The organism is Mycobacterium sp. IDUB_3 (assembly GCF_055419585.1).
Genome location: NZ_JBVAXZ010000001.1, coordinates 2,874,596 through 2,898,740 on the forward strand (window position 1 = coordinate 2,874,596; position 24,145 = coordinate 2,898,740).

Annotated in this window: 26 protein-coding genes; 13 read left to right on the forward strand and 13 right to left on the reverse strand. The window is 65.3% G+C overall.

Translation table 11 applies throughout. The features are described 5' to 3' along the window. Positions 1-20 precede the first annotated feature (20 nt). Positions 21-725 carry an SDR family NAD(P)-dependent oxidoreductase gene (locus ACZYVJ_RS13165; protein WP_463831385.1) on the reverse strand — a complete coding sequence of 235 codons (705 nt, stop codon included), beginning with the start codon at positions 723-725 and terminating at the stop codon, positions 21-23. 139 nt (positions 726-864) lie between these two features. On the opposite strand from ACZYVJ_RS13165, the gene ACZYVJ_RS13170 reads away from it, so the two are divergent. From ACZYVJ_RS13170 to ACZYVJ_RS13190, 5 genes are all read left to right on the forward strand, one after another. Then, positions 865-1,830: a TIGR03621 family F420-dependent LLM class oxidoreductase gene (locus ACZYVJ_RS13170; protein WP_463831386.1), complete on the forward strand. Its 966-nt coding sequence runs from the start codon at positions 865-867 to the stop codon at positions 1,828-1,830. A 101-nt stretch (positions 1,831-1,931) separates the two neighbouring features. Beyond that, complete coding sequence (locus tag ACZYVJ_RS13175; RefSeq protein WP_463831387.1) at positions 1,932-2,819, forward strand: enoyl-CoA hydratase/isomerase family protein; 888 nt, start codon at positions 1,932-1,934, stop codon at positions 2,817-2,819. After that, a complete protein-coding gene (locus ACZYVJ_RS13180) occupies positions 2,816-4,123 on the forward strand; it encodes an aromatic ring-hydroxylating oxygenase subunit alpha (protein WP_463831388.1) in 1,308 nt (435 codons plus the stop codon). Before ACZYVJ_RS13175 ends, ACZYVJ_RS13180 begins: the two co-directional genes overlap by 4 nt. Beyond that, positions 4,120-4,446 (forward strand): hypothetical protein, encoded by a 327-nt coding sequence (locus ACZYVJ_RS13185; RefSeq protein WP_463831389.1) that lies wholly within the window; start codon positions 4,120-4,122, stop codon positions 4,444-4,446. The genes ACZYVJ_RS13180 and ACZYVJ_RS13185 overlap by 4 nt, the downstream gene beginning before the upstream one ends. Positions 4,447-4,506: 60 nt before the next feature. Next, complete coding sequence (locus ACZYVJ_RS13190) at positions 4,507-5,064, forward strand: TetR/AcrR family transcriptional regulator (protein WP_463832979.1); 558 nt, start codon at positions 4,507-4,509, stop codon at positions 5,062-5,064. A gap of 7 nt (positions 5,065-5,071) precedes the next feature. Here ACZYVJ_RS13190 and ACZYVJ_RS13195 read toward each other — a convergent pair whose 3' ends face one another. The 3 genes from ACZYVJ_RS13195 to ACZYVJ_RS13205 all read right to left on the reverse strand — a co-directional run bounded on the left by ACZYVJ_RS13195 (position 5,072) and on the right by ACZYVJ_RS13205 (position 7,403). Further along, positions 5,072-6,274 carry a cytochrome P450 gene (locus ACZYVJ_RS13195; protein WP_463831390.1) on the reverse strand — a complete coding sequence of 401 codons (1,203 nt, stop codon included), beginning with the start codon at positions 6,272-6,274 and terminating at the stop codon, positions 5,072-5,074. An 11-nt stretch (positions 6,275-6,285) separates the two neighbouring features. Next, complete coding sequence (locus ACZYVJ_RS13200; RefSeq protein WP_463831391.1) at positions 6,286-7,119, reverse strand: mycofactocin-coupled SDR family oxidoreductase; 834 nt, start codon at positions 7,117-7,119, stop codon at positions 6,286-6,288. An 80-nt stretch (positions 7,120-7,199) separates the two neighbouring features. Beyond that, a complete protein-coding gene (locus tag ACZYVJ_RS13205) occupies positions 7,200-7,403 on the reverse strand; it encodes a hypothetical protein (RefSeq protein WP_463831392.1) in 204 nt (67 codons plus the stop codon). Between the two features lie 55 nt (positions 7,404-7,458). On the opposite strand from ACZYVJ_RS13205, the gene ACZYVJ_RS13210 reads away from it, so the two are divergent. Beyond that, positions 7,459-8,076 (forward strand): cysteine hydrolase family protein, encoded by a 618-nt coding sequence (locus tag ACZYVJ_RS13210; RefSeq protein WP_463831393.1) that lies wholly within the window; start codon positions 7,459-7,461, stop codon positions 8,074-8,076. Between the two features lie 104 nt (positions 8,077-8,180). Further along, positions 8,181-8,999, forward strand: coding sequence for a rhomboid-like protein (locus ACZYVJ_RS13215; protein ID WP_463831394.1), 819 nt, complete (start codon positions 8,181-8,183; stop codon positions 8,997-8,999). On the opposite strand, the gene ACZYVJ_RS13220 is transcribed toward ACZYVJ_RS13215, so the two are convergent. Both ACZYVJ_RS13220 and ligD read right to left on the reverse strand, forming a co-directional pair. Further along, positions 8,940-10,982, reverse strand: a complete 2,043-nt coding sequence (locus ACZYVJ_RS13220; protein WP_463832980.1) for a glycoside hydrolase family 172 protein — start codon at positions 10,980-10,982, stop codon at positions 8,940-8,942. The genes ACZYVJ_RS13215 and ACZYVJ_RS13220 overlap by 60 nt on opposite strands. Before the next feature lie 1,221 nt (positions 10,983-12,203). Next, entirely contained in the window at positions 12,204-13,235 is a 1,032-nt protein-coding gene (gene ligD, locus ACZYVJ_RS13225) for a non-homologous end-joining DNA ligase (RefSeq protein WP_463831395.1), read from the reverse strand. A gap of 26 nt (positions 13,236-13,261) precedes the next feature. Here ligD and ACZYVJ_RS13230 point away from each other — a divergent pair, with 26 nt between their 5' ends. Continuing rightward, positions 13,262-14,332, forward strand: a complete 1,071-nt coding sequence (locus ACZYVJ_RS13230; protein WP_463831396.1) for an ATP-dependent DNA ligase — start codon at positions 13,262-13,264, stop codon at positions 14,330-14,332. Between the two features lie 31 nt (positions 14,333-14,363). On the opposite strand, the gene ACZYVJ_RS13235 is transcribed toward ACZYVJ_RS13230, so the two are convergent. Then, a complete protein-coding gene (locus ACZYVJ_RS13235) occupies positions 14,364-14,654 on the reverse strand; it encodes a CDGP domain-containing protein (RefSeq protein ID WP_463831397.1) in 291 nt (96 codons plus the stop codon). A 149-nt stretch (positions 14,655-14,803) separates the two neighbouring features. Between ACZYVJ_RS13235 and ACZYVJ_RS13240 the strand changes: the two genes are divergently transcribed. After that, positions 14,804-15,172 (forward strand): hypothetical protein, encoded by a 369-nt coding sequence (locus ACZYVJ_RS13240; RefSeq protein ID WP_463832981.1) that lies wholly within the window; start codon positions 14,804-14,806, stop codon positions 15,170-15,172. Here ACZYVJ_RS13240 and ACZYVJ_RS13245 read toward each other — a convergent pair. From ACZYVJ_RS13245 to ACZYVJ_RS13265, 5 genes are all read right to left on the reverse strand, one after another. Beyond that, on the reverse strand, positions 15,169-16,428 hold the full coding sequence (locus tag ACZYVJ_RS13245; RefSeq protein WP_463831398.1) for a cytochrome P450: 1,260 nt from the start codon (positions 16,426-16,428) through the stop codon (positions 15,169-15,171). The genes ACZYVJ_RS13240 and ACZYVJ_RS13245 overlap by 4 nt on opposite strands. A 213-nt stretch (positions 16,429-16,641) precedes the next feature. Continuing rightward, positions 16,642-17,154: an NUDIX hydrolase gene (locus ACZYVJ_RS13250; RefSeq protein ID WP_463831399.1), complete on the reverse strand. Its 513-nt coding sequence runs from the start codon at positions 17,152-17,154 to the stop codon at positions 16,642-16,644. Between the two features lie 6 nt (positions 17,155-17,160). Beyond that, the gene (locus tag ACZYVJ_RS13255) at positions 17,161-18,522 is read right to left on the reverse strand and encodes a WS/DGAT/MGAT family O-acyltransferase (protein ID WP_463831400.1); all 1,362 of its coding nucleotides are present in this window, start codon (positions 18,520-18,522) and stop codon (positions 17,161-17,163) included. 117 nt (positions 18,523-18,639) lie between these two features. Beyond that, positions 18,640-19,023: a DUF1330 domain-containing protein gene (locus ACZYVJ_RS13260; protein WP_463831401.1), complete on the reverse strand. Its 384-nt coding sequence runs from the start codon at positions 19,021-19,023 to the stop codon at positions 18,640-18,642. Positions 19,024-19,068: 45 nt separating this feature from the next. Beyond that, positions 19,069-19,926: an SDR family NAD(P)-dependent oxidoreductase gene (locus ACZYVJ_RS13265; RefSeq protein ID WP_463831402.1), complete on the reverse strand. Its 858-nt coding sequence runs from the start codon at positions 19,924-19,926 to the stop codon at positions 19,069-19,071. A 116-nt stretch (positions 19,927-20,042) separates the two neighbouring features. On the opposite strand from ACZYVJ_RS13265, the gene ACZYVJ_RS13270 reads away from it, so the two are divergent. From ACZYVJ_RS13270 to ACZYVJ_RS13285, 4 genes are read left to right on the forward strand one after another with little or no spacing between them, the layout of a single operon-like run. Beyond that, positions 20,043-21,128, forward strand: coding sequence for an NAD(P)H-dependent amine dehydrogenase family protein (locus tag ACZYVJ_RS13270; RefSeq protein ID WP_463831403.1), 1,086 nt, complete (start codon positions 20,043-20,045; stop codon positions 21,126-21,128). Beyond that, complete coding sequence (locus ACZYVJ_RS13275) at positions 21,125-21,628, forward strand: VOC family protein (protein ID WP_463831404.1); 504 nt, start codon at positions 21,125-21,127, stop codon at positions 21,626-21,628. The genes ACZYVJ_RS13270 and ACZYVJ_RS13275 overlap by 4 nt, the downstream gene beginning before the upstream one ends. Then, positions 21,625-22,398, forward strand: coding sequence for an SDR family NAD(P)-dependent oxidoreductase (locus ACZYVJ_RS13280; protein ID WP_463831405.1), 774 nt, complete (start codon positions 21,625-21,627; stop codon positions 22,396-22,398). The genes ACZYVJ_RS13275 and ACZYVJ_RS13280 overlap by 4 nt, the downstream gene beginning before the upstream one ends. Then, positions 22,395-23,003 carry a TetR/AcrR family transcriptional regulator gene (locus tag ACZYVJ_RS13285; RefSeq protein ID WP_463831406.1) on the forward strand — a complete coding sequence of 203 codons (609 nt, stop codon included), beginning with the start codon at positions 22,395-22,397 and terminating at the stop codon, positions 23,001-23,003. The genes ACZYVJ_RS13280 and ACZYVJ_RS13285 overlap by 4 nt, the downstream gene beginning before the upstream one ends. A 7-nt stretch (positions 23,004-23,010) precedes the next feature. Here the strand turns inward: ACZYVJ_RS13285 and ACZYVJ_RS13290 are convergent, their stop codons facing one another. Next, entirely contained in the window at positions 23,011-24,000 is a 990-nt protein-coding gene (locus ACZYVJ_RS13290; RefSeq protein WP_463831407.1) for a D-2-hydroxyacid dehydrogenase family protein, read from the reverse strand. Between the last annotated feature and the right edge of the window lie 145 nt (positions 24,001-24,145).

Below are 24,145 nucleotides of genomic sequence, written 5' to 3' on the forward strand. Positions count from 1 at the left end.
GGGTCTGCGAGTTCGAGCGGTCAGGTGTTGCGACCGCCGTTGACCCCGAGTATCTGGCCGGTGATGTAGCCGGCTTCCTCGGAGACGAAGAAGGCGCATGCCGCGGCGATGTCCTCCGGCTTGCCGACGCGCCGCACCGGGGTGCGCGCGATGTGATCCTCCACCGTGCCACCGAGCAGGTGCCGCCGTTCGGCGCTGCGCAGCATCGGTGTGTCGACGAAGCCCGGCGGAACCGCGTTGACGGTGATGCCGGCCGGACCGTATTCGAGGGCCAGCGACTTGGTCAGCCCGTTCACCGCCGACTTCGCGGCCACGTAGTGGGCCATGAACGGCTGCCCGGAGTGGGTGCTGGACGATGAGATGTTGACGATGCGACCCCATCCGGCCTCGACCATGTCGGGCAGCACGGCCTGAACAGTGTGGAAGACGCCGTGCAGGTTCACGTCGATGACCTTGGACCATTCCTTGAAGGACATGTCCGAGAACTTTCCGAACCCCTCCACCCCTGCGGCATTGACCAGCACCAGAATCGGGCCGAACGCCTCGCGAATCGCCGCTATCGCGGAATCGACCTGGGCGCGGTCGGTGACATCGGCGCCATAGCCGAAGCCGTCGTCGGTGGGAGTCAGGTCGAGGACCGCGACCCGGAATCCGTCGCTGCGCAATCGCTCGGCGACGGCACGGCCGATCCCCGAGGCGCCGCCGGTAACGACCGCCGTCTTCACGCGAGCAACACCTCGACTTTCCTGAGCGACCGCCCAAATACGGGGCTTCACATGCCTATCACCCGGCCTCGCCCACGGTCAAGCGCGAGTCGTCGATTTCGCCTTGATTCCGCTCAGCCGCCGCACTTAGGGTCCGTTGATGGACAGACCGCCGTTTCGCTTCGGAGTGCAGGCCACCAACGCCGCCGGGTCACGCGAGTGGCGCGATACCGTTCGTCGCGTCGAAGACCTCGGATACACAACGCTTTTCCTCGCGGATCACTACCTTGGACCGGGACCGGCACAACGAGAAGCGCGCACCCCGCGCCAAGACCTGGCGCCCATCGCGGCGATGGCGGCGGCCGCCGCGTGGACCGAGACCCTGCGCATCGGTTGCCGCGTCTTCTGCATCGACTACCACGTGCCCGCGGTGTTGGCCAAGGAAGCGGCGACACTCGATCTGCTCTCCGACGGGCGTCTCGAATTCGGCATCGGCGCCGGATGGAGCGGAGTCGAATACGCCGCGATGGGGCTCGTGTTCGACCGGCCGGGCCGGCGCATCGCCAAGCTGGCCGAGGTGGTTTCGCTCGTCAAGGCCCATTGGCAGGGCGAAGAACTGGAATATTCGGGCGAGTTGGTCGAGGTACGCGGCTATGCGGGACGGCCACGGCCGGTGCAACAACCCCACCCGCCGATCATCATCGGCGGGGGCGGGCAGCGCGTACTGACGCTGGCCGGACGCGAGGCTGACATCGTCAGCATCTCGAGCGTGCCGTTTGTGGCGCACGATCCCGACGGGCTGGACCCACAGGCGGTGGCGCAGCGCCGGATCGGCTTCGTGCGTGCCGCCGCGGGCGAGCGCTTCGGCCGCCTTGACGTCGAAAGCTCCCCGTACTTCACCGAGATCACCGACGACCCCGAGACCGCGCTGGCGGGGCTGGCGAAGTCAACGGGCATCGCCGCCGACGTGTTGCGCGACCATCCGAATGTGCTGATCGGTTCGGCGGAACACGTTGTCGAGACCCTGCATTCGCGCCGGGAAATGCTGGGCGTCAACTACGTCACGGTGCAGCAGGCACAGGTCGACTCCTTCGCGCCGGTGGTGGCCCGCCTGCACGGCCGGTGAGCCTTGACCGCCGCGACGGCAGGTGCAAGCATGTCAGCTACGCGGTTTGGGCGATCGCTCAAACCAGCTGGCTGACAGTTGCCCGGGAATGAGACGGCTCAATGGCGAAGCGAACCAGGTACAGCGAATATCACGATCGGTACGCGAACTACCGGTTCGAACTCACGGACGACGGGATCTTGTTCATGCAGTGCCATACCAACGGCGGCAGTTTGGTGTGGGACTGGCGCGCGCACGACGACATGTCGGATGCGTTCGCCGACATCGCCGGTGATCGCGAGATCAAGGTCCTGATCCACACCGGCACCGGCGAGAACTACAACGCGAACTGGGGCCGCTTACCCAACGGCGAAGTGGTGGACAAGCCCGAATATCTGCTGATGCCCGGCACCCGGGGCCTGGTCAAGCTCGACGAGAAAGCTTGGTATGCACGGCATCTGATCACCAACGTGCTCGACGTCGACGTCCCGATGATCAGTGCAGTCAATGGCCCGTGCAACATCCACTCCGAGGTCGCGCTGATGGGCGACATCGTCCTGGCTTCCGAAGACGCCTACTTCCAGGACGCCTCCCACTTCCCCCGCGGCCAGGTGCCCGGCGACGGCCAGCACGTCATCTGGAGCTTCCTGGCCGGTCACACCCGCGCCCGGTATTTCCTGTTGACCGGCATGAAGCTCGAGGCGGCCGAGGCCAAGGAATGGGGCGTCGTCAATGAGGTGCTGCCCAAGGACCAATTGCTGGACCGGGCCTGGGAACTCGCCCGCGAACTGGTCAAGCGTCCACCGCTGACGCTGCGCTATTCGCGCCAGTTGTTCACCAACCCGCTCAAGCGGGCCTTCATCGACGAGCTCGGCCACGGCCTCGCCCGGGAAACCTACGCTCAGCGTGCCTTCTTCCCGTTCGGGGGCGAGATGGCACCGCTGGACCGGGCCTGGGACCAGGAGCCCTGGACCAACGGCGGGCAACGCAGCGAAGGAGTTCCCTCGTGACCGGCATCCAGCAGCGCCTGTCGACCGGGCGGGGCAAGTTCACCACCGACTATCCCGAACTGGGCACCGGCCCGGTCAACTATGAAGATTCGATCTCCGAGGAGTTCTTCGTCGCCGAACGCAAGGCCGTGTTCGAGCGAAACTGGTTGTGCGTCGGCCGGATTGAACGCCTGCCCCGTAAGGGTTCGTACTTCACCCGCGATCTGCCCGGACGGCTCGCCTCGATCGTGATCGCCCGCGACCGCGACGACACCGTGCACGCCTTCCACAACGTGTGCGCGCACCGCGGCAACAAGGTCGTCTGGCAGGAGCACCCGGGCCGGGAATCGTCGGGAACTTGTCGCGCGTTCGCGTGCAAGTACCACGGCTGGCGTTACGGCCTGGACGGCAGGGTCAACCACATCACCAACGAGGGCGAGTTTTTCGACCTCGACAAGAGCACGCTGCGGATGCCGCCGGTGCACTGCGAGGTCTGGGCGGGGTTCATCTTCGTCAACCTCGCCGATGATCCGGTGCCGTTGCGCAGCTTCCTGGGCGACGGATTGCTGGGCATCGAGGCTTACCCCTTCGACAAGATGACACAGCACTACGGGTTCTCCACCCGCATCAACGGGAACTGGAAGCTGGCCGTCGACTCGGTCTGCGAGTGGTATCACCCGCCGTATGTGCACGGTCGCTTCATCGATCCCGATGTCGCCAAGGCCGAGAAGATGGTGCCGCCGGTCGACTCCTACCACTACGAACTGTTCCGGCCGCACATGCTCACCTCGGTTCCCGGCCCGCCCCCGCTGCCACCGCGCGAGCCGGGCACCGCGGGACCGGCCCGCCAGGACCAGCGCTGGGTCTACAAGCTGTTCCGCGCCGGGCTCTTCGGGCCCGACGACATGCCCGACTTGGGCTTCGAGGGACCGCAACCGGACTTCCTCAACCGCGGCGAGATCGCGTCGTGGGGCAATGACCAGTTCTGGGTCTTCCCGAACATCTCCATCCAGATCTGGGCCCGCGGCTACTACATCACCTACACCTACTGGCCCGAGACCGTCGACTCGCACATCTACCAGATCGACATGTATTTCGTGCCGCCGGAAAACGCGCGGGACCGGCTCGCGCAGGAGTTGGTGGTCGATAGCACGATCGAGTTCGCGATGCAGGACGTGAACACGATCGAGGCCACGCATTCGGCCCTGAAGACCCGCGCGCAGAACACCTTCCACCTCAGCGATCAGGAATTGCTGATCCGCCAGTTCCACACCGTCATTCGCGACACGGTGGACGCCCACCGGGCCGGAGAGCGGCGCTCATGACGCTGCCGCAGGGGTTTGCCGATCTCGAACCGTTCGTCGCCGATTGGGCGTTGCCGACGCGGGCGCAACGCTACGAGGCGCGGCTGTCCAAGCCCTACGACGAACTCGTCAGATTCTACGACGCCATCGCACCCCGAGCGGAGGAAGCGATCGCATACCTGAATGAGTTCGACATCAACGCATTACCGGATGACGCGACCAGGCTGCTGCACCTACTTTATTCGATGATCCTGGTCTCCTACGCCGTCAACGTGTTCAAGCAGAACCGCATCCCGGACTCCGGCGCCGCGTTCTTCGACATGGTCGCCGAACCCTCCGTGTGATATGACCAGACTGTGACCGCATCTGAGCGACCGAAGGCGCGCGATAACACGACGCGCGACATGCTGGTGGCCGCGACGAGTCAGATCATGGTCGAGGAGGGCTACGCCGCCGCCACGTCTCGGCGGGTCGCCGCCAAAGCCGGCGTCAAACCGGCGTTGGTGCACTACTACTTCCCCACGATGGACGAGTTGTATCTGGCCGTCTTCCGCATCGGCGCCGCCGTCTATCTCGAGAAGCAACAGCAAGCGTTCGCCTCGGACCGCCCTCTGCACGCCTTTTGGGACACCCTGATCGCACCGAAGGACACGCGGCTGCTGCTGGAGTTCATGGGACTTGCCAACCACCGCAAGGAGATCCGGACGGAGATCGCCGCGTGGTCGGATCGGTGGCGCGAGCAACAGATCACCGCGCTGAACTTCATCATCCGCGAACACGACATCGACACCGACGAGTTCTCGCCCGCGGCGATCGCGGTCTTCATCGCCTCGATCGGCCGCACCCTGATCCTGGAAGAGGGATTCGGCTCCTCCGGGGGCCACGACGCGGCCGTCGCGCTGGTCAATCGACTCCTGGACCGGTTCGAGATGCCGGAGCCGAAGAAACGCCGGGGCAACTAACGGCCACTCAGGGCAACACGACCCGCAGCCGCTCCCAGCCGCGCACGGTCGACGTCGATGCCAATTGCGCTGTGCCGTAATCGATATCCCATTCGGGCCACCGGTTGAGGATCTCGTCCAGCGCGACGCGGCCCTCGAGGCGGGCCAGGTTTGCGCCCAGGCAGTAGTGAACGCCTTTCCCGAAGGTGATGTGCGAGATGTTGTCGCGACGAATGTCGTAGGTGTCCGGATCGGTGTATCGGCGGTGATCGCGGTTGGCGGCGCCGAACAGCAACAGCATGGCGCTGCCGGCCGGAACCGTGGTGCCGTAGCACTCGAAATCCTTTGCCATCCAGCGTGCGACGTGCGGGCCGGTGGGTTCGAATCGCAACGTCTCATCGATGGTACGGGTCAACAGCGACCGGTCCTCGCAGACCGCGCGACGCTGGTCGGGGTGTTCGGCGAGCACCTTGGCCAGCCAGCCGATCAGCCGGCCGGTGGTCTCGTTGCCCGCCCCGGCGACCACCTGGGTGTAGTGCAGCACCTCTTTGCGAGTCAGCTTGCGGTGCACCCCGTTCTCGTCATCGAATTCGACGTTGAGCAGCGTCGTCATCAGGTCGTCCGAGGGGTTATTGGAGCGCCATTCGACGTAGTCGGCGTAGATCCTGCCGTCGGCGATGGAGTCGGCGTTGGCGACCTTCAGCGGCGCACCCGGCTTGGTGCGCAGGTTGGCGTCATTGGCATCGCGCACCGAGATCTGTTCGGACTCCGGGATTCCCAGTAGCATCCCGATCACCCGCATCGGCATCATGGATGCCAGCTCGGCGATGATGTCGAATCCGCCGGAACCGACCAGCGGGTCCAGGCAGCGAATGCAGTATTGCCGAATCTGGTCCTCGAGGGCGGCCATCCGGCGGGGGGTGAACACCCGCGACATCAGGCCACGCAGCCTGGAGTGCTCCGGGGGGTCCTGGAACATCATGACGCCGCCGGGCATGTCGAATTTCGACTGGACGAGCTCGAGGATGTCGCTTCGCCGGTTGGAGAAAGTCTCCCAGTTGGCCAGTCCGTGCTCGACGTCGGAATGCCTTGACAGGGCCCAGAAGTCGTAGCGTTCGTTGTAGTAGATCGGTGCCTCTTCGCGCAACCGTGCGTAGATCGGATACGGGTTGGCATTGATGTTGACGTCGTAGGGATCGTAGTAGACGTCGGTGTCGTTGGTGACGGTCATCGATGCTTTCCTTACTTCAGACAGCTGCCGGCATCAACCGGCAACGCCACGCCGGTGATGTAGCGCGCTTCGTCGGAGGCCAGGAACAGCACGGCGTTGCTGATGTCCTGGGCGGTGACCCACGGAATCGGCAGCGTGTGGAAGGTTTGGCAGATCGGCGCGAGGTCGTCCGGCCCCGGGTCCTCCAGATCGGGCCGGAAGGCATGAAAGGTGCCCTCGTTGATCAGCAATGGCGTGTTCACGTGGGTCGGCAGCACGGCATTGACCCGAATCATCTTCTGGCCCAACTCAACTGCGAACGCCCTCATCAGCCCGATGACGCCATGCTTGGCCGACGTGTAGTGGCCGGTATGTAAGTAGGCCTTCTTGCCCGCGACAGACGAGGTCAAGATGATCGAACCGCCGCGGTCGCCGTCCAGCATGTGCGGGACACCGGCTTTGACCGTCTTCCACACCCCGCTGAGGTTGACGTCGATCATCTCCTGCCACAGCGCCTCGTCGGTCTTGTGCAGCTTGCCGGTCATCGTGCCGATGCCCGCGTTGGCGACGATGACGTCCAGTCGCCCCAGCTGTTCGACGCCGCTGTCGACAGCCGCCTTCAACGCGTCGTACTCACGCACGTCCACTTCGGCGGTCACGACGCGAGCACCGGCGTCCTTGATCATGCCCGCGGTGATGTCGAGGTCTTCCGGTGTGGCCGCGGGGGCCGGCGACCCTTCGAAGCCACGGCAAATGTCGACCGCGATGATGTCGGCACCCTCCTGCGCGAGCCGGACGGCGTGACTTCTGCCCTGCCCCCGTGCCGCACCGGTCACGAATGCGACCTTGTCGTCCATCCGACCCATGGCATCCTCCACCTATCGACTTTGGGCGATCGCCCAAAAGTGTGATGCAGGCCATGTTTAGCAGCATCCCGACAAGTCCGTCAAGACCGCAGGGCCGCCTCGATCAGCGTTGCCGCGGCGGCACGGGCATGCACGACGTGCGCGGGGTCATTCGGCGACGTGGCCATCGCGGTATCGTGCCCGAGCAGGTCGCGGCCGAGGCGGTCGGTGTCGCCGAGAAACCTCAACTGCCGCTGCGTGTTCCGATCGGTGAGCCCGCCCGGGCGCTGCTGGCCGCCCGCCAAGCGGCTCCCGACGATGTGCCGTTCATTATGGGGCCAGCCGAGAGATGATGGTCCGATGGCGAATGACAAAGCGGCGACCGGGCTTCTGCTGATCGATCCGTACAACGATTTCATTTCCCCCGGCGGGAAGGTGTGGGATCGGTTGCGGGACGTCATCGAGAGCAACGACTGTGTTGCCCACATGAAGCAGGTGCTCGACGCCGCCCGCGGCGCGAACCTGCGCGTCTTTTATGCGCTGCATCGGCGCTACCGGCCAGGCGACTACGAAACGTGGAAGTTCGTCGCGCCGGTGCAACGAGCGGCCTGGTCGCGCAAGACCTTCGAATACGGCACCTGGGGCGGGGAGCTCCACCCCGGGTTCGAGCCGCAATCGGGCGACATCGTCGCTCATGAACACTGGTGTTCAAGCGGTTTCGCCAACACCGACCTGGACCTGCACCTCAAGCGCCACGGCATCGAGCGGGTCATCGTCATGGGTTTGATCGCGCATACCTGCGTCGAAGCCACGGTTCGATTCGCCGCCGAGCTCGGTTATGACGTCACGGTGGTCCGGGATGCCACGGCCGACTACTCGGACACCGAGATGCGCGCCGCGCTCGAGGTGAACATGCCCAATTATGCCTCGGCCATCGTGACCGCCGATGAGGCCGTCGCCGCGATCACCTCTCTTTAAGGAGACGTCACGGGGCCATCCGACTCCGTGAAGATTTGCGGCACGGGTGTGAAGGCTTCGTTAAGAACCAGGCACGCCGCCCGCCGGACCCGCATCGTGGAACCATGACGTTCGCCGCTACCCGCGACGGCGCCCTGCGCTGGACGCAGACGCCGTTGCGCGTCGCGTCGGTCCGAGTCACGGCCAGCTATGCGGTCATCCTGCTCGCCATCTCCCTTATCCTCGCGGCGCTGGGCCCGCACGCGCATGAGGTCGCCGTAAGCCGGATGAGCACAAACGTTCACAACCTTGGGCGCGGCCACCTGGGCACCTTGATCGGGAGCGCATTCGTCAACGACGGCGGCGACCTGTTCTTCTGGCTGCCCGGACTGGTCTGCCTGCTGTCCTTGGGCGAACTCATGTGGCGCGGCCGGGGTCTTCTCATCACCTTCGCCGTCGGCCACATCGGCGCCACGGTGATCGTCGCGGTCGGGTTGGTCGCCGCCATCGAGACGGGGATGCTGCCGGTCTCGGTCGCCCGCGCTAGTGACGTGGGGATCAGTTATGGCGCGGTTTGCGTGCTCGGCGCGTTCACGGCGGCGATCCCGGCGCGCTGGCGCGGTATCTGGGCGGGCTGGTGGCTGGGGACCTCGGTGGTGGCGGCCGCGAGTGCTGACTTCACCGCCGCCGGCCACGTGGTGGCGTTGCTGCTCGGCATCGGATTGTCGTTTCGGATGCGGCCGACTGCCAGCTGGACACCGCTGCACCAGGCCTTGCTCATGGCCGGTGTCGCGTTCGGCTATCTGTTGCTCGCCGGGCCTTCGCTGATGGCGCCGGCCGGCGGCCTGGCCGGTGCGCTCATCGGCCTGGCCACCAATCGCTCGTTAGTCGGGGGGTACCGCCAGTGTGTCGAGGTGGTAGCGGCTGGCGGTCCAGGGCGGTGAGTCGGCGGTGGGCGTCAGGGTGATCGTCACTTGCGCCTTGCCCGCGGTCACCGACTGCGGCACCAGGTAGGTGTCGTCCAGCCACCGGTGGAAGGTGTTGCTGCGCGGCTGTAGCCAGTTGCCCGTCGGTACGCCGTCGACGGCGACGTCCGCCGACTGAAATCCGGTCGCTTGATCCGAAGTGCGCCGCAGCAGGACGCCGTGGTTGTCCGGATCGATCTGGGCGTGAAAGGTGATCGCGCCCTGGGTGGTACGGACCGATCCGGCCACGGGCAGGGTGTCCTGAGTGCCCTCGTACTCGCTGACCAGCAACTGATCGGTCGCGTCGGAGTCGGTGTAGCCGTGCAGGACTCGATTGACGGGATCGGTGGGGCTGACGTCGTCACCGGCGGTGGTGCCGGCGTCGGGCCGCGTGTAGAGGAATGCGGTTGAGCTGTAGTCGGGTTGGACCATATTCCTCTTCCCGTGCTCGATGCCGAATCGGATCCCGGAGTGATAGCCGATCGCGTCGGCCAGCATGATCCGGTACACGGCGACGCAGTAGTCGGCGCATCCGCCCGTGGCGGTGCGTTGATCGGGTTGGCCGTTGAGTGGGTCGCTGAAGTGGGTGCCGTTCTTGAAGTACCAGCCGCCCTCGTACAGGTCCTCGGTGCCGGTGCCGTACCACTGCGGGGACGCGGCGCCGTCGGTGTAGACCCGCTCGGCGCCTTCGAGAAAGTAAGGGGCGTCATCACTGAACGCCGTTTTGGTTCGATAGCCGTGAATGGTGTGACTGACGCCGACGAATTTGCCGCGCCCCTGTTCCTCGGCGAACACCCAGTCCTGGCCGGGGGTCGTCGGTCCGGCGTGCGAGCGCGCGGTGAAGTAGCCGGCGCGGCCGCTGGTCAAGGCTTCCGCCCATTGGGCGTCGGGCGCGGTGGTGACGTCGCTGACCATCCCGGTCACCGGGCTGGCGCCCACATTGACGAGCGTGACACGGGCCGACTGCGCGAAAGGCATTGGCCACCAATCGCACAACACCAACGATCCATCGGGTTGGGCGCTGGTCGCGAACATCAGCGATCGCACGGGGTTCGCACCGAGGCCGGCACCGAAGAATTCCCCGAGTGGCGAGTCGACCATGGTTCGGCCGTCGAACTCAAGCCGCAGTCGCAATCCGCTCAGCTGTCCCACCGCCGGTTCGGGCAGTTGCAGCCGCAGCTCCGAGATGCTGGCCGGGCCAGTCGATTCGGCGATGGTCTGCGCGGCGCCGGAGGGGAGGTCGCTGACCCGAGTGCTGTGCGTCGCAGCGGCTGCCGGCGGTTTGGGGTCAACCGCGCCGGCGGACCTGAGCGTGTCCAGCACATCGAGCGCTGGATCGGATGGCGAGAACGTGTTCACCCCGCCGGCATCGGGAAACTGCCGGTAGTCGACGTGGTAATACTCCAAATGCGATGTGACGCTGACCCGCATCGAGCGTTGGTAAGGCATCGGCACCTTGATGTAGACGCCGCCCGGCGATTGCGCGGCGTTGGCCACCAGCGGCCATAGGAACGGGGCCCCCACTTTGCCGTCGACCAACGCTTGCAATGGTGTGTCCACAACGGCCTGCCCGTCCAGCTCGATGCGGATGTTTCCGAGAGCGCGGACATTGCCGCCATCGCGGGTCAGCCAGATCGAATCGATTTCTCCGGCACCGTGATCCTCGGCGATGACGCAGCCGGCGCCCCCGGGTGCCAGGCACCCGCCACTGCCGTTGCGATTGCCGGTGGACATGTCGAAATCGCCGCCGCTGCGATCAAAGCTCGACACCTGCAGAGTCTGCGAACCGGGGTTCAAATAGGGCAATCGGTCCAACCGGCGGTAGGTGTCCCAGCCGACCATTCGGGCGCCCGATTGGTTTGTGTCGGGTGCGGCCGGCTCTGCGTCGGCCACACCGGCACCGGGAATTGCCATCAGCAGCAACGCGAATACCGCGGAACTCACCCGGGCCGCCACCGACATAGCCACTGAGCCTACTTTTGTCGGTCTCGTCGGCGGATTGTCCGGCCACCGCTTCCCAACCAACGGCGCGATCCCGTACCCCCAGTTTGGTTGGAATAGGAAATTCCGTACCAGAAGTTGGATTTAACGCCGCTGGGCAAGTTTGTATCCTGTTTCCAGGCAACGTGTTTAGGGCCTTCTGCATTCGCAGGGGAATGCAGTGAAGCGGCCGCAAAGCGCGGCCAGTACTAATCGACGAAGTCAAAGCGCGACGATCGCATTCAAGTACGCCCTTGTGCCGCAGTAACACCCGTTTTTCGCGCGCATTTGCGCGCACACCGGTACCCACGCTTCGAATTCGGCACCCGTCACCTGCCGGCTTTCAGTCAAGTGACGTAATTAATCGAAAATTACTCATTTCCATACTCATCCGAGAGTGCAACGCGTAATATACCTACTCTCGGGCGTCGGATTTCTCCTACGGACGGAGTGGTCATGTCTGGTCTGAAATACAAAGTTGTTCTTGGTCTTCTCCTCACCTTCACCGCCCTCACGGCTTCCGGCTGCACAACGCCGATAACAATCGACTGCGGACCTAACCTGACCTGCACAATGTAGGTCTGCCGGGCAACCGGCAGGGTCTCAGCTACTCGCACCCATTACTCGGTACGGCCCATATTCGGGCCTATTGAGTGCTCCCCAATGACATTGGGTGGCAGTTCTCGCACGACTACATGTCGCGACGCGGCGTTGCGGATGCTGCCGTGACCGCATCGGCCAAAAAACCTCGTGATGTAAAGCAGCTGGGCTTCAAGGGCTTTGCGGACTCCCGGTCGCGTTTCCGGTCGCCCCTGGGCACAACGCCGGCACCCGAACTACGCGGGGGCGTGTGCACTTTCGGGCAGTGCGCACGCTCTACGCGAATTGCTTGCTGATCTTGACACGGGTTAGCGGTAAGCCAATCGCCTCAGCGCAACAATGCTGAAAAGTGGTTGGCCCCGACACCTCGGCAGTTCGGGTGGGGAATGGTGCGGTTTGAATCCGGTTGTCAATTCCAGGGTTAACGCCGACTCGGCATTTCCCCACCGAGGCCGCCACCGCTGCAGTTCGCCCTTGCCAGATGACGCCGATTGTCACTGTGACAAATCGCCTTAAGCCACTGCGGCGCAAGTGAATCACTTCCCGCGCGGTCGGCGCGGGTGCTACGTTGAGGTCCTCACGTGGGCAACCCGACGGTTTCGGCTAGCCCTTGTCGCTTTTCAGATCTCGATCCCGGCTGGGCTGAACGCGTTTGGGCTCGCCCGGCATCTTCGGGTAATTCGGCGGATACGGCATATCTCCAAGCCCGCGCTCTTCGTCGGCGTCGGCCATTTCCAGTAGGGAAGCGATCGATTGGACCGCATCATCCATTGCGGCCCAAGGGTCCTCTCGATCTCTGACCAGATCGGGCACAGTCGACATGGTGTAGTCGTCCGGCTCGGCGTCGGCCAGGTCCTCCCACGTCAGTGGCATCGACACCGTCGCGATCGGCGTACGCCGCACCGAATACGCCGACGCCATGGTGCGGTCCCGGGCGTTCTGGTTGAAGTCGATGAAAATGCGCTCGCCCCGGTTTTCTTTCCACCAGGACGTGGTGACGAGGTCGGGCGCCCGGCGCTCGACCTCGCGGGCCAGGGCGATGCCGGCGCGGCGCACCTCGATGAAATCCCAGTCTCCGGCGATCCGCAGAAAGACGTGGATCCCGCGACCACCCGAGGTCTTCGGATATCCGACCAGGCCGAGCTCGTCGAGCAGCGGCCGCAACACCTCGACCGCGACGGTGCGCGCCTGCTCGAACGCGACACCGGGCTGCGGGTCCAGATCGATGCGCAGTTCGTCGGGATGGTCGGTATCCGGGCAGCGCACCTGCCACGGGTGCAGGGTGACGGTGCCCATCTGTGCCGCCCACACGACCGCCGCCGGATGAGTCACCTTCAGCGCGTCGGCCGTCCTCCCGGACGGAAACGTCACCTGGCACGTCTGGAGGTAGTCGGGGTGGTGCTGCGGGATCCGCTTCTGGTAGATCTCCTCGCCGTCGACGCCGTCCGGGAAGCGCTGCAGGTGGGTGGGCCGGTCGCGCAGCGTTTCGAGCATCGGACCGCCCGCGACGGCGCGGTAGTAGTCCACCAGGTGCCGCTTGGTCCCCTTCGACCCCAGTTTGGGGAAATACACCTTGTCCGGATTGGTCAGCCGCACCGCAATGCCGTCGACGTCCAGCTCTTCTGCAGCAGCCATACCGTCGATTCCAGCACAATCAGGCTATGGACCTCCCTGTCATGCCGCCGGTGTCGCCGATGTTGGCGAAGTCGGTGCGCTCAATTCCCCCTGAAGCGTCCTATGAGCCCAAGTGGGACGGCTTCAGGTCGATCTGTTTCCGCGACCGCGACGAGGTCGAGTTGGGCAGCCGCAACGAACGGCCGATGACGCGCTATTTCCCCGAGTTGGTCGCCGCGGTCAAAGCCGAGCTGCCGGACCGCTGCGTGATCGACGGCGAGATCGTCATCGCCACCGGCCACGGACTGGATTTCGAGGCGCTGCAACAACGGATTCACCCGGCCGACTCGCGGGTGCGGATGCTCGCCGAGTCCACGCCGGCGTCCTTCATCGCGTTCGACTTGCTCGCCCTCGGCGACGACGACTACACACGACGGCCGTTCAGCGAGCGGCGCGCCGCCCTGGTCGACGCCCTGGCTGGCTCGGGACCCTCGATCCATGTCACGCCGGCGACGACCGATCTGGGCACCGCGCAGCGCTGGTTCGACGAATTCGAGGGCGCCGGCCTCGATGGCGTGATTGCCAAGCCGCTCGAGATCACCTACCAGCCGGACAAGCGGGTGATGTTCAAGATCAAGCACGAGCGGACCGCCGACTGTGTGGTGGCCGGCTATCGAGTGCACAAATCCGGTTCCGGCGCGATTGGTTCGCTGTTGTTGGGTCTGTATCAGGATGACGGCCAGCTCGCGTCGGTCGGTGTGATCGGCGCATTTCCGATGGCCGAACGGCGGCGGCTGTTCGACGAACTACAGACGCTCGTCACCGATTTCGAGAACCACCCGTGGAATTGGGCCGCGCACGAAGCCGGCGAGCGCACACCTCGTAAGAACGAGTTCTCGCGCTGGAACGCCGGCAAGGATCTGTCGTTCGTGCCGCTGCGGCCCGAGCGGGTGGTCGAGGTCCGCTACGACCACATGGAAGGCCGGCGATTTCGTCATACCGCGCAGTTCAGTCGGTGGCGTCCGGATCGCGAACCGCGTTCGTGCACCTACGAACAGCTCGAACAACCGGTGACGTTCAGCCTCGGCGAGATCGTGCCGGGACTCGGTTCGGGCTAGGACGGCGCCGCTGCCCACGGAGCGGGTCGGCTCAGCCGTCGATGTGCGTCGGCGGGTCGGCGAAGGTGAAATCCGAGGGCTGCTGGCCGGGGCCCATCAGACCGCAGTGGTTGTCGGGTACGAGGTAGGAACTGGCGCCATTGGGAACCAGACGTGTGACCGCGACGCAACGTTGCCAGGTGCCGTCGGGCTGGACGGGTCCGTCGCACTTGCTGAGAACGGGTCCCCCGTACTGACAACCTGCGCCGGCCGGCGGCGACAAGGCGATGAGCTGCGCGCCCAACAGCAAGGCAGCCAATCCTCCGACGATGCACCGCTTCATGGTCGTCTCCCGTCGCACCGCCGCCGGGGCGTTGCCGAGTGCTTGGGGTGACAATCACCGTCGACAGCCCAGTCAGCTACGATGACGCTACCGCTTCTGGAACTGCGAACCCACGTTTTGGCGGCATTCAAACCGGGCACGCGGCCAGCATGTCAGTCACAGCCTTTCAAGACCTGCCGTTGGCCGATCGTGACCGCAAGTGGGACGGCGACGCGGCCGAGAAGCGGGTGCGGCAGTGGGCCGATGCACAGGACGGGCCGAACCAGAAATACCGCGACGCGCACGTCTGGTACGACGTCGACAAAAAGGACAACTTCACGGCCTACAAGCTGCTGATCGCCGACGTCATCGACGGCGACCTCAAAGCCGTGCCACGCGCAGTGATGGCGGCCGGCGCGATCATGGACGGCGCGCGCGGCGGCATCGACGTGCCCGCGTCCGATGTCGATCGGATCAAAAGCCACCTGGCGAAGTACTACAAAAAGATGGACGAGAGCCCGCCCTGGGAACGGGACTAGACCGCGACCATCAGCTGCGACAGTCCGCGCAGCGTGACATTGGTCTTGTACTGGGGCTCGCTGTCCAGCCGGGCGTTCGGAAAACGCGACGTCACAGCCGACAGGGCCACGCCGGCCTCCAGCCTGGCCAGCGGGGCACCCAGGCAGTAATGCGCGCCACGACCGAATCCTAAGTGCCGCAACGCTTTCCGGTCTGGATCGAAGACGTCGGGGCGGTCGTATTCGGCGGGATCGCGCTGGGCGGCGGCGGTCAGCAGCATCATGATGTCGCCCGCCGGCACCTCGATGTCCCCAATTGCCATGTCGCCGCCCGCAGTTCGGGCGATCATCTGCACCGGGGGGTCGAAGCGCAACGTCTCCTCGATGACCGCCGGGGCACGGTTGGCGTCGGCGCCGAGCGCGGTCCATTGCGACGGTTGGCGCAGCATCGCCAGGACCGCGTTGCCGATCAGGTTCACCGTGGTCTCGTGACCGGCGACCAACAACAGGACGCAGGTGGAGACGATCTCCTCCGCGGTCAGCTGGTCGCCCGACTCTTCCACGGCGATCAGCCCGGACATCAGATCGTCACCGGGCCTCGAGCGTCGCCGGTCGATCAGGCCATGCAGATAGGCGCGCAACCACATTCCGGCGTCCATCCGTTCTTTCAGGTTGTCCGACGGCGTTCCGGTGAAGGCGACGAACGGGTCCAGCGATTGCGCCAGCAGCGCGGACACCCGGCTGAATTGCGGCTCGTCCTCGATCGGTACGCCGAGCAGGCGGCAGATGACCGCCACCGGCAGTGGATAGGCGAGGTCTTCGACGACTTCGAACCGCCCCCGTTCGGCGATCCCGTCGAGCAGCCCGTCGATCAGCGCGGTGATGTCGGGTTGCAGCCCGTTCACCACCTTCGGCGCGAACGCCTTGCTGACCAGCTTGCGCAGCCGGGTGTGGTCCGGCCGGTCCTGGAACAGGAATCCCGGCGGGGTCTGCGGCGGCGCCTCGGCACCGGCCTCGATGAGCTGCTGGGTCTGCGCCTCGATCTGCGCCCGGGCAGCCGTCGACTTGAGCCGGTCGTTGCTTGAGGACGGGTGGCGCAGAACTTCGTCGCAGTCGCGGTAGGTCGGGAACACCGCGAGGTTGCCTTCCGGCACGGCGAATGATCCGCGTTCGCGAAACTGCGCGAACAGCGGGTAGGGGTCGGCACGGACCGCCGGGTCCAACAGCCGCACCAACAATTCGTCGGGTTTTGTGGACTCGGTCGGCGCGGTCGTCATGCTGACATTGTGCCCGCCGCCCGGTAGCGCCCGACTCAGCGGCGCAGGAACTCCACGATGTGGCCGGCCAGTGCCCCTCCGGCGTCTTCCTCCCGCGGAAGATGGCGGCCATCGGCCCGGTGATCGACCCAGGCCATGCACAATACGCCGCCATCGTCGGAAACTTCGGCATACCTTGGAGCGTAAGGGAAGTCGGTGATACCGACGAATCGGTCATCCGGTGTTCGGAGCGTTTGCTTGTCCCGCCCGTTCGGATAGTCCGGCCAGGGCCGGATCCGCCACCAAGCGATCGAGAAAGCCATGCTGGCCCTTCAGCAATTTGATGCGCGCGGTCGCCACCGCGAACCAGCCAACGCGATCAACCTCGGGAAACTCCCGCAGTTTGCCCGATCCTTTAGGCCATTCCAATTCAAAAGTGTTGCTGCGTGCGTCGGTGACGTCGAGGTCGCTGTGCACGGCGAAGGCGGTCACCACTTTGCCGCCGGATTGCTTCAGCTGACCGAGGTCGATGCGCGGGCCGCCCGGCACCGCTAACCCCAGCTCCTCGGCGAACTCACGCTGCGCGGCCGCCCAGGGATCCTCCCCGTCGGTGTACTCGCCTTTCGGGATCGACCACGCGCCGTCGTCTTTACGGGCCCAGAACGGTCCCCCCGGATGAGCGATCAATACCTCGACGACGCCGTCGCAGGTCCGGTACAACATCACACCCGCGCTCAGCTTGGCCATCGAGTTCTATGCTCCCACAGCTTGTTCCAGATCCTTGAGCGAGGACTCCAGGTGCGCGAGCAGGCGTTGCAGATGCGGCACGCTGCGCCGGCATCCCACCAGACCGAAGTCCAGATTGCCGGCGTTGTTGGCCAGGGTGATGTTCAGCGCCTGGCCGTCCAGCGCGATGGACAGCGGGTAGTTGCCGTCGAGCCGCGCGCCCCCGTAGTAGATCGGCTGCGTCGGCCCCGGCACGTTCGAGATGATGATGTTGAACGGGGGTGACGTCGACGTGACCCAGCCCGGGACCGCCGCCAACGCCAGCGCCGACGTATTGACCGCCGACAGCGCCAGCGCCTGAAACCGCGGCAGCTGCGAGAAAACCTTCTTGTTGCTGCGCATCGATTCGCTGATGGTCAGCAGGCGCTGCGCGGGATCGTCTTCGTCGGTCGCCAGATTGCACAGGATGGCACCGACCAGGTTGCCGCCGGCGTCGGCCTCTTCCTCGGTGCGCAGGCTCAGCGGGACCATCGCGATCAGCGGCGTGTCCGGCAGCGCGTCATGCTCGAGCAGGTAATAGCGCAGGGCGCCCGAACACATCGCCAGGACCACGTCGTTCACCGTGACCCCCGTGGCCTTCTTGACGCTCTTGATGCGGTCCAGTGACCAGGACTGTGCGGCGCAGCGGCGGGCGCCGCCGATCTTGACGTTCAACATGGTCTTCGGTGCCCCGAAGGGCAGGGTCAGTTGCTGCTCGAACAGCGCCGCACGCGCCAGCCCTATTGTTGAGGGAGCAAGTGCGGCAAGCGATCCTGCCGTTCGGGCCAACGCCCTCAATGGAGAAGACGGGCTGGATCTGCGCTGGGGTTTGCGCAGGCTCCACGGTGCACGGATCTCGAAGTCATCGGGGTCGGTGGACAGCGAGCGCTGCATCAGCTTTTGCGCGGAGACACCGTCGATCAGCGCGTGGTGCACTTTGGTGTAGATGGCGAACCGGCCGTCTTTCAGGCCTTCGACGATGTGCGTCTCCCACAAGGGGCGGTGGCGATCCAGCAGGCTGCTGTGCCACCGCGAAGTGAGCTCGAGCAATTCGCGGACCCGTTTGGGCGACGGCAGTGCCGAACGCCGGACGTGATAGTCGACGTCGACGTCGTCGCCGTCGTCGTAAGACCAGCTCAGGTTTGCGATTCCGCCGACAAAGCTCGCGGGATGCTTGCGGAACGTGGGCTGGAAATCCCGCTGAGCGGTCAGGCTTTTGTAGAGATCCGGAACGAAGCCGCGGCCGGCGCCCGGCGGCGGCTCGAACAACTGCAAGCCTCCGACGTGCATGGGATGTTCGCGAGATTCTCCCAGGAGAAAGATCGCGTCGGTGGGCTTTATCAGTTCCATCCAACTATTAGACCCATTTCAGCCTGATCCGGAAAGCCATAGCGTGATCGGACCGGAGCCGGACCCACAATCGGAGGGTGCCACGCCGCCCGGCCGGGCCGGGCGGCCGGCGTCAGGTCACTCGGATGCCATCGACCATGTCGAGGTCGCGATCAAATCTCCGCGGTCCAGGCCGGCGGCGCGATGTTCGTGCACCTTGGCGTACTCCTGGGTTGTGACCATGTCGATGAAGGCCTGGGGGTTTGGGTACTCGACGACGAGAATCGCGTCCCACCAAGGCCGTTCGCCCTCGCCGATCACCACCGACGGCGCTCCCCCGGCATAGCGCAAGGTGGCACCGACGCTTTTAAGGTGTGGACCCACTTCTTGCCCGTACTGCAAGTAGCTCTCCAGGCCGCCCTCGGGTTTGAACTTCAACAAGTTGACCATCACCACCGGCGCGTCAGCCGGTCGCGCCGCGAGCGCGGCAAACTGCTCGGGCGTCGGTTCCAAACCGGTCATGTGAATCTCCTTGCGCTGGTTTTGTTAACACGCGGGCCGGGCGTACTACAGCAGATCGGTGATGGTCTTCAAGCCCGCGTCGTAGAGCACCCCGGGCAGCATCCCGCCGTCGCATTCGATGGTGGTGCCGTTGACGAAGTCGGCCTGTCCGCCGGCCAGGAAAACGCAGACCCGCCCGACTTCGGCGGGCTCGCCCGCGCGGCGCAGGGGCACGGCGGCGAAATACTTTGCGCCGTCGGGGTCGTCCTTGGGCAGCACGAACGACCGGAAGTTCTCGGTCATCGTCGGACCCAACGCCACACAGTTGACCCGCACCTTGGGCCCCCACTCTTCGGCCAGCGACCGGGTGAGATGGTTGAGACCGCTTTTGGCCGCCCCGTAAGAGACCAGGGTTGGCGATCCCGCCGGATGTCCGGCACCGCTGGAGATGTTGATAATGCAGCCGACGCCGCCCTGGGTCTGCATTTGCCTATAGGCACGGATCGCGAACCACAGCGGGCTGATCAGGTTCATCTGCACCGCGAACGCGTGGAACAGGGCGGTGCGCGCGTAGTCGTCATCATCAGCTGGCGAGCCCTGAATGCGTTGCACCAGTTCGGGAATGCTCTCGGCGTGCGGCGCCGGTACGGTGCCGCCGGCATTGTTGACCAGGATGTCGACCACTCCGTGGGTGGCCACGACGTCCGCGACGAACGCGTCGATCGAGCGGTAGTCACCCTGATCGCACACCTGCTGAGAAGCACGGTCCGCCCAGTCCGGTTCGATGCCGGGGATGCCGTCCAGCGGTGACCGCGAGCAGCCGATCACGGTCGCGCCGGCGCGCAGCAACTCGTGGGCGATGCCAACGCCCACGCCGCGGCTCGTGCCGGTGACGATCGCGATCTTGCCGTCGAGGACGCTCATCAACAGACCCTCTCACCAAACGGTCGATTATTGACAGTCAGTCACTGTCAGCAAGTCATAGCCTGCCATTTCATTCGCCGATGTGTAAAGGCCGCGCACCGTCCGGGAGGTCAATGATGAGTAGCCCGTCCAAGCTTCGTGTCATCCAGTGGGCCACCGGAGGCGTGGGGAAAGCGGCGATCGCGTGCGTCATCAATCACCCGCAGCTGGAGCTGGTGGGGTGTTGGGTGCACAGTGCCGACAAGAACGGCGTCGACGTCGGCAAGATAATCGGGACGCAGGACCTCGGTGTCAAGGCCACCACCAGCATCGACGAGATACTGGCGCTGGACGCCGACTGCGTGATGTACAGCCCGCTGATACCCAATGACGACGAGGTGATCGCGATCCTGCGGTCCGGCAAGAACGTCGTCACACCGGTGGGCTGGGTGTATCCGGATCTGGATAACAAGCGTCACCGGGCCGTCGCCGACGCGGCAACGGAAAGCGGTGTGACGCTGCATGGTTCGGGAATCCACCCGGGCGGCATCACCGAGCGGTTCCCGCTGATGGTGTCCTCGCTGTCATCGGCGATCACGCACGTGCGCGCCGAGGAGTTCTCCGACATCCGCACCTACAACGCACCGGACGTGGTGCGGCACATCATGGGATTCGGCGGAACCCCCGAGGAAGCGACGCAAGGGCCGATGGCCGGTCTGCTCGACGCAGGCTTCAAGCAGTCGGTCCGGATGATCGCCGATCAGATGGGATTTCGCATCGATCCCAACATCAGCACCATCCAGGACGTCGCCGTGGCGACCGCCGATATCGACTACGACCCGTTCCCGATCACGACCGGCACCGTGGCCGCGCGCCGGTTCCGCTGGCAGGCGCTGGTTGACGGCGAGCCGGTCATCACGGCGGCGGTCAACTGGCTGATGGGCGAGGAGAATCTGGATCCGGCCTGGAATTTCGGCAGTCGTGGTGAACGCTTCGAGGTGGAGATCACCGGCGATCCCGATGTGAGCCTCACCTTCAAGGGTCTGCAACCGGAGACGATCGCGGAAGGCCTGGTGAAGAACCCGGGCGTGGTCGTCACCGCCAACCACTGCATCAATGCCATTCCCGACGTCTGCGCCGCAGAGCCGGGCATCAAGACCTACCTCGACCTGCCGCTGTTCGCCGGGCGTCCGGCCCCGAATCTTTCGACGGGCACGCGGTGACGGGCAAGAGCGTGCTCGATGACGTGTCGTTCTGCCACCTCGTCATCGGCGTTACCGACATGGACCGTGCGCTGGCGTTCTACCGAGATGTGCTGGGCATGGAGATCGTCTTCGAAACCCTCATCTCCGGAGAGCCTTTCGACGCGGCGTTGCATTCGAGCTGTAAACAGGAGGGCCACGTGGTCGGCGGCATGCTGGGCGGGTTGATGATCGAGCTGCTGTCGATCGGCGCCAACCCACCCGAGCAGAAGCAGCGGCGCGGCATCACAGGCATCCACAACGTGTCGTTGTCGGTGACCGATCTGGACGACACCCACCGCCGCGTCATCGACGCCGGCTACACCCCAGACCAGGTTCCCTTCGAGATCGGCGGCGTCCGAATGTTTTTCGTGAAGGACCCGGACGGGACACCGGTCGAGTTCATCGAACTGCCCCGCGGGGCGCGGAGCACCTACGAAATGCACCGCGGCGTACAGCTGCAGATGGGGCCGGCCAGATGACCTACAGCCACCCCGATTCGATGCGCGGACACGTCGCGATCGTCACCGGCGCCGCCCAAGGCGTCGGTAAGGGCGTCGCCACCGCGTTGCTCGAACGCGGTGCGGAGGTGCTGCTGGTTGACATCCAGGAAGAGGCCCTGGGCCGGACCGCCACCGAGCTCGAGGCGATCGGGAGGGTGGAACAGCTCGTCGAGGATCTGCGTGATCCGGACAGCGCGCGGCGGATCGCCGCCGCGGCGGTCGGCGCCTTCGGCACGGTGCACGGCCTGGTCAACAACGCCATCGCCACCAACGAGCCCAAGGCGTTCGTCGACATCACCACCGAAGACCTGGCCCTCGGCTACGACGTGGGGCCCCGCGCGACATTCCTGCTGATGCAGGCCGTGCACCCTCTGATGGTCGAGGCCGGTGGCGGGTCGATCGTGAACTTCGGTTCGGGGACGGGCACCGGCGGCGAGCCCAAGTGGGGCGGCTATGCCGCCGCCAAGGAAGGCATCCGCGGACTGTCGAAGGTGGCCGCGCTGGAATGGGGCCGCGACAACATCCGCGTCAACGTCATCTGCCCCTTCGCCGAATCCGACGGCGTCAAGTTCTGGAAATCGTTCGCGCCCAAGGAGTACGACAAGGCAGTGGGCCGGGTTCCGATGAAGCGTATCGGCGACGTCCGCACCGATGTGGGCGCGCTGGTGGCGTTCCTGCTAGGCAGTGACGCCACTTTCATCACCGGCCAGACCATCCACGTCGACGGCGGGATCGGCTGCTTCCGATGACCTTTCCCACCAGACCAGTGTCGCTCCGTGACCGGCAGCGCGCACAGATCCGGGCCGATATCCGGCGTGCGGCGTTCCGCCTGTTCGTCGAACGCGGGTACGAGGCGGTTACCACCGAGGAAATCGCCACGGCCGCCGGTGTTTCCCCTCGCACGTTCTTCCGGCACGTGCCGGCGAAGGAAGAGCTCCTCCTCGCACCGGTGCGCTACGGCGGCGCCGCGATCGTCAATCTCCTCGAGGGGCGGCCCGCCGGCGAGTCACCCGATGTCGCGCTGATCAACGCCATCATCACCCGGACCCGGTCATTCGAGCAGGCCGACACCGAAGAATGGCGCGAAGCCCTGCTGGTGGTTCCCGACCTGCTCGACAAGGTCACGGTGCACCGGCCGGCCGACAAGGAGCGCGCGACCAAGCTCATCGCCGAACGGATGGGTGTCGATCCGGATGACGACCTCCGCCCGGGCCTGCTGGTCCAACTCGCCTTCGCGGCGGCCGATTTCGCCTTCCAACAATGGGTGCGACAGTCCGGAAAGCCGCGGCCACTGGATCGCTACGTCACCGATGCGCTGGACGCGGTCAAAAGTCCGCACTGGCAACGGAAGTGAGTCGGGTTCAGCCCCGTTGCGCCACTTCGGGATTGGCGATCCTGATGGGCTCCCCGTCCAGCCAGGCCAGCACCGATTCCACCGTGTCAGAGTAGAAGGCGCCCAGCATTTCGCGCGTCACATACCCCAGGTGGGGAGACAGGGTCACGTTCGGAAGCAGCCGCAGGCGGTGGTCTTTCGGCAGCGGCTCGGTGTCATAGACATCCAGCCCTGCCCCGGCGATGCGCCCGCTTTCGAGCGCGGCCATCAGCGACGCCTCGTCGACGATCGGGCCCCTGGAGGTGTTGATCAGGTAGGCGTGCGGCTTCATCAGTGCCAGCTCCGCCGCGCCGACCAGGCCCCGGGTGCGTTCCGAGAGCACCAAATGAATGGAGACCACGTCCGAGGATTCGAACAGCATGGCCTTCTCGACCCGGCGTGCTCCCACGCTCGCCGCGTCCTGCTCGGTGAGATTCTGGCTCCACGCAATGACGTCCATGCCGAACGCAACGGCGTACTCGGCCATGCGCCGGCCGACCCTCCCCAGGCCGAGCAGCCCGAGTGTCTTGCCGGACAGAGTCATACCCGCGCTGCTCTGCCACCCGCCGCCGCGCATGTTGCGATGCTCGTCGGCGAGATTGCGAACCGTAGCGATCATCAGCCCCCAGGCGAGTTCCGGCGTGGCATCGCGCATGGACCTGAATCGGGGATGGGCGAAATCCGAATGCGCCACTAAAATCCCGTGTTCGGTAGCTGCGACCATGTCAAGGTTCGGCAGGCTCCTGCCGACGATCGTGATCAGCTTCAGGTCCGCAAGCCGCTCGATCAGGGTGCGCGGAAAGGCCATCCGCTCCCGCAGGGTGCACACCACATCAAACGGCCGCAGCGCATCGGCCGCCTCATCCTCGGCAAGGTGCCGGCCGAAAACGGTTACCTCGGCCCGCCTTTGGACGGGTGACCAGTCGGCGACCTGCAAGGCCACGCCCGCGTAGTCATCGAGAATCGCTACCTTGGGCATACCGTCTCCCCGCTCCGCTGCATGGCACACTGCACCATTACGTCGCGGGTGCCGTCAAGACCGCATACTCGTCTGGTGGGCAGGCGTGCTCGCGATACCGCTTACACTCGGAATCCTGAGACGGCTGCTGCCTCGGGCTCGCCGC

Coding starts and splice junctions, on each gene's coding strand:
- ACZYVJ_RS13175 (WP_463831387.1), top strand. CDS start 1,932: ATGGCGAAGCGAACCAGGTACAGCGAATATCACGATCGGTACGCGAAC.
- ACZYVJ_RS13235 (WP_463831397.1), bottom strand. CDS start 14,654: ATGAAGCGGTGCATCGTCGGAGGATTGGCTGCCTTGCTGTTGGGCGCG.
- ACZYVJ_RS13255 (WP_463831400.1), bottom strand. CDS start 18,522: ATGGAACTGATAAAGCCCACCGACGCGATCTTTCTCCTGGGAGAATCT.
- ACZYVJ_RS13210 (WP_463831393.1), top strand. CDS start 7,459: ATGGCGAATGACAAAGCGGCGACCGGGCTTCTGCTGATCGATCCGTAC.
- ACZYVJ_RS13240 (WP_463832981.1), top strand. CDS start 14,804: ATGTCAGTCACAGCCTTTCAAGACCTGCCGTTGGCCGATCGTGACCGC.
- ACZYVJ_RS13200 (WP_463831391.1), bottom strand. CDS start 7,119: ATGGGTCGGATGGACGACAAGGTCGCATTCGTGACCGGTGCGGCACGG.
- ligD (WP_463831395.1), bottom strand. CDS start 13,235: ATGGCTGCTGCAGAAGAGCTGGACGTCGACGGCATTGCGGTGCGGCTG.
- ACZYVJ_RS13195 (WP_463831390.1), bottom strand. CDS start 6,274: ATGACCGTCACCAACGACACCGACGTCTACTACGATCCCTACGACGTC.
- ACZYVJ_RS13265 (WP_463831402.1), bottom strand. CDS start 19,926: ATGAGCGTCCTCGACGGCAAGATCGCGATCGTCACCGGCACGAGCCGC.
- ACZYVJ_RS13185 (WP_463831389.1), top strand. CDS start 4,120: ATGACGCTGCCGCAGGGGTTTGCCGATCTCGAACCGTTCGTCGCCGAT.
- ACZYVJ_RS13170 (WP_463831386.1), top strand. CDS start 865: ATGGACAGACCGCCGTTTCGCTTCGGAGTGCAGGCCACCAACGCCGCC.
- ACZYVJ_RS13280 (WP_463831405.1), top strand. CDS start 21,625: ATGACCTACAGCCACCCCGATTCGATGCGCGGACACGTCGCGATCGTC.
- ACZYVJ_RS13230 (WP_463831396.1), top strand. CDS start 13,262: ATGGACCTCCCTGTCATGCCGCCGGTGTCGCCGATGTTGGCGAAGTCG.
- ACZYVJ_RS13270 (WP_463831403.1), top strand. CDS start 20,043: ATGAGTAGCCCGTCCAAGCTTCGTGTCATCCAGTGGGCCACCGGAGGC.
- ACZYVJ_RS13190 (WP_463832979.1), top strand. CDS start 4,507: ATGCTGGTGGCCGCGACGAGTCAGATCATGGTCGAGGAGGGCTACGCC.
- ACZYVJ_RS13250 (WP_463831399.1), bottom strand. CDS start 17,154: ATGGCCAAGCTGAGCGCGGGTGTGATGTTGTACCGGACCTGCGACGGC.
- ACZYVJ_RS13260 (WP_463831401.1), bottom strand. CDS start 19,023: ATGACCGGTTTGGAACCGACGCCCGAGCAGTTTGCCGCGCTCGCGGCG.
- ACZYVJ_RS13220 (WP_463832980.1), bottom strand. CDS start 10,982: ATGTCGGTGGCGGCCCGGGTGAGTTCCGCGGTATTCGCGTTGCTGCTG.
- ACZYVJ_RS13285 (WP_463831406.1), top strand. CDS start 22,395: ATGACCTTTCCCACCAGACCAGTGTCGCTCCGTGACCGGCAGCGCGCA.
- ACZYVJ_RS13290 (WP_463831407.1), bottom strand. CDS start 24,000: ATGCCCAAGGTAGCGATTCTCGATGACTACGCGGGCGTGGCCTTGCAG.
- ACZYVJ_RS13245 (WP_463831398.1), bottom strand. CDS start 16,428: ATGACGACCGCGCCGACCGAGTCCACAAAACCCGACGAATTGTTGGTG.
- ACZYVJ_RS13215 (WP_463831394.1), top strand. CDS start 8,181: ATGACGTTCGCCGCTACCCGCGACGGCGCCCTGCGCTGGACGCAGACG.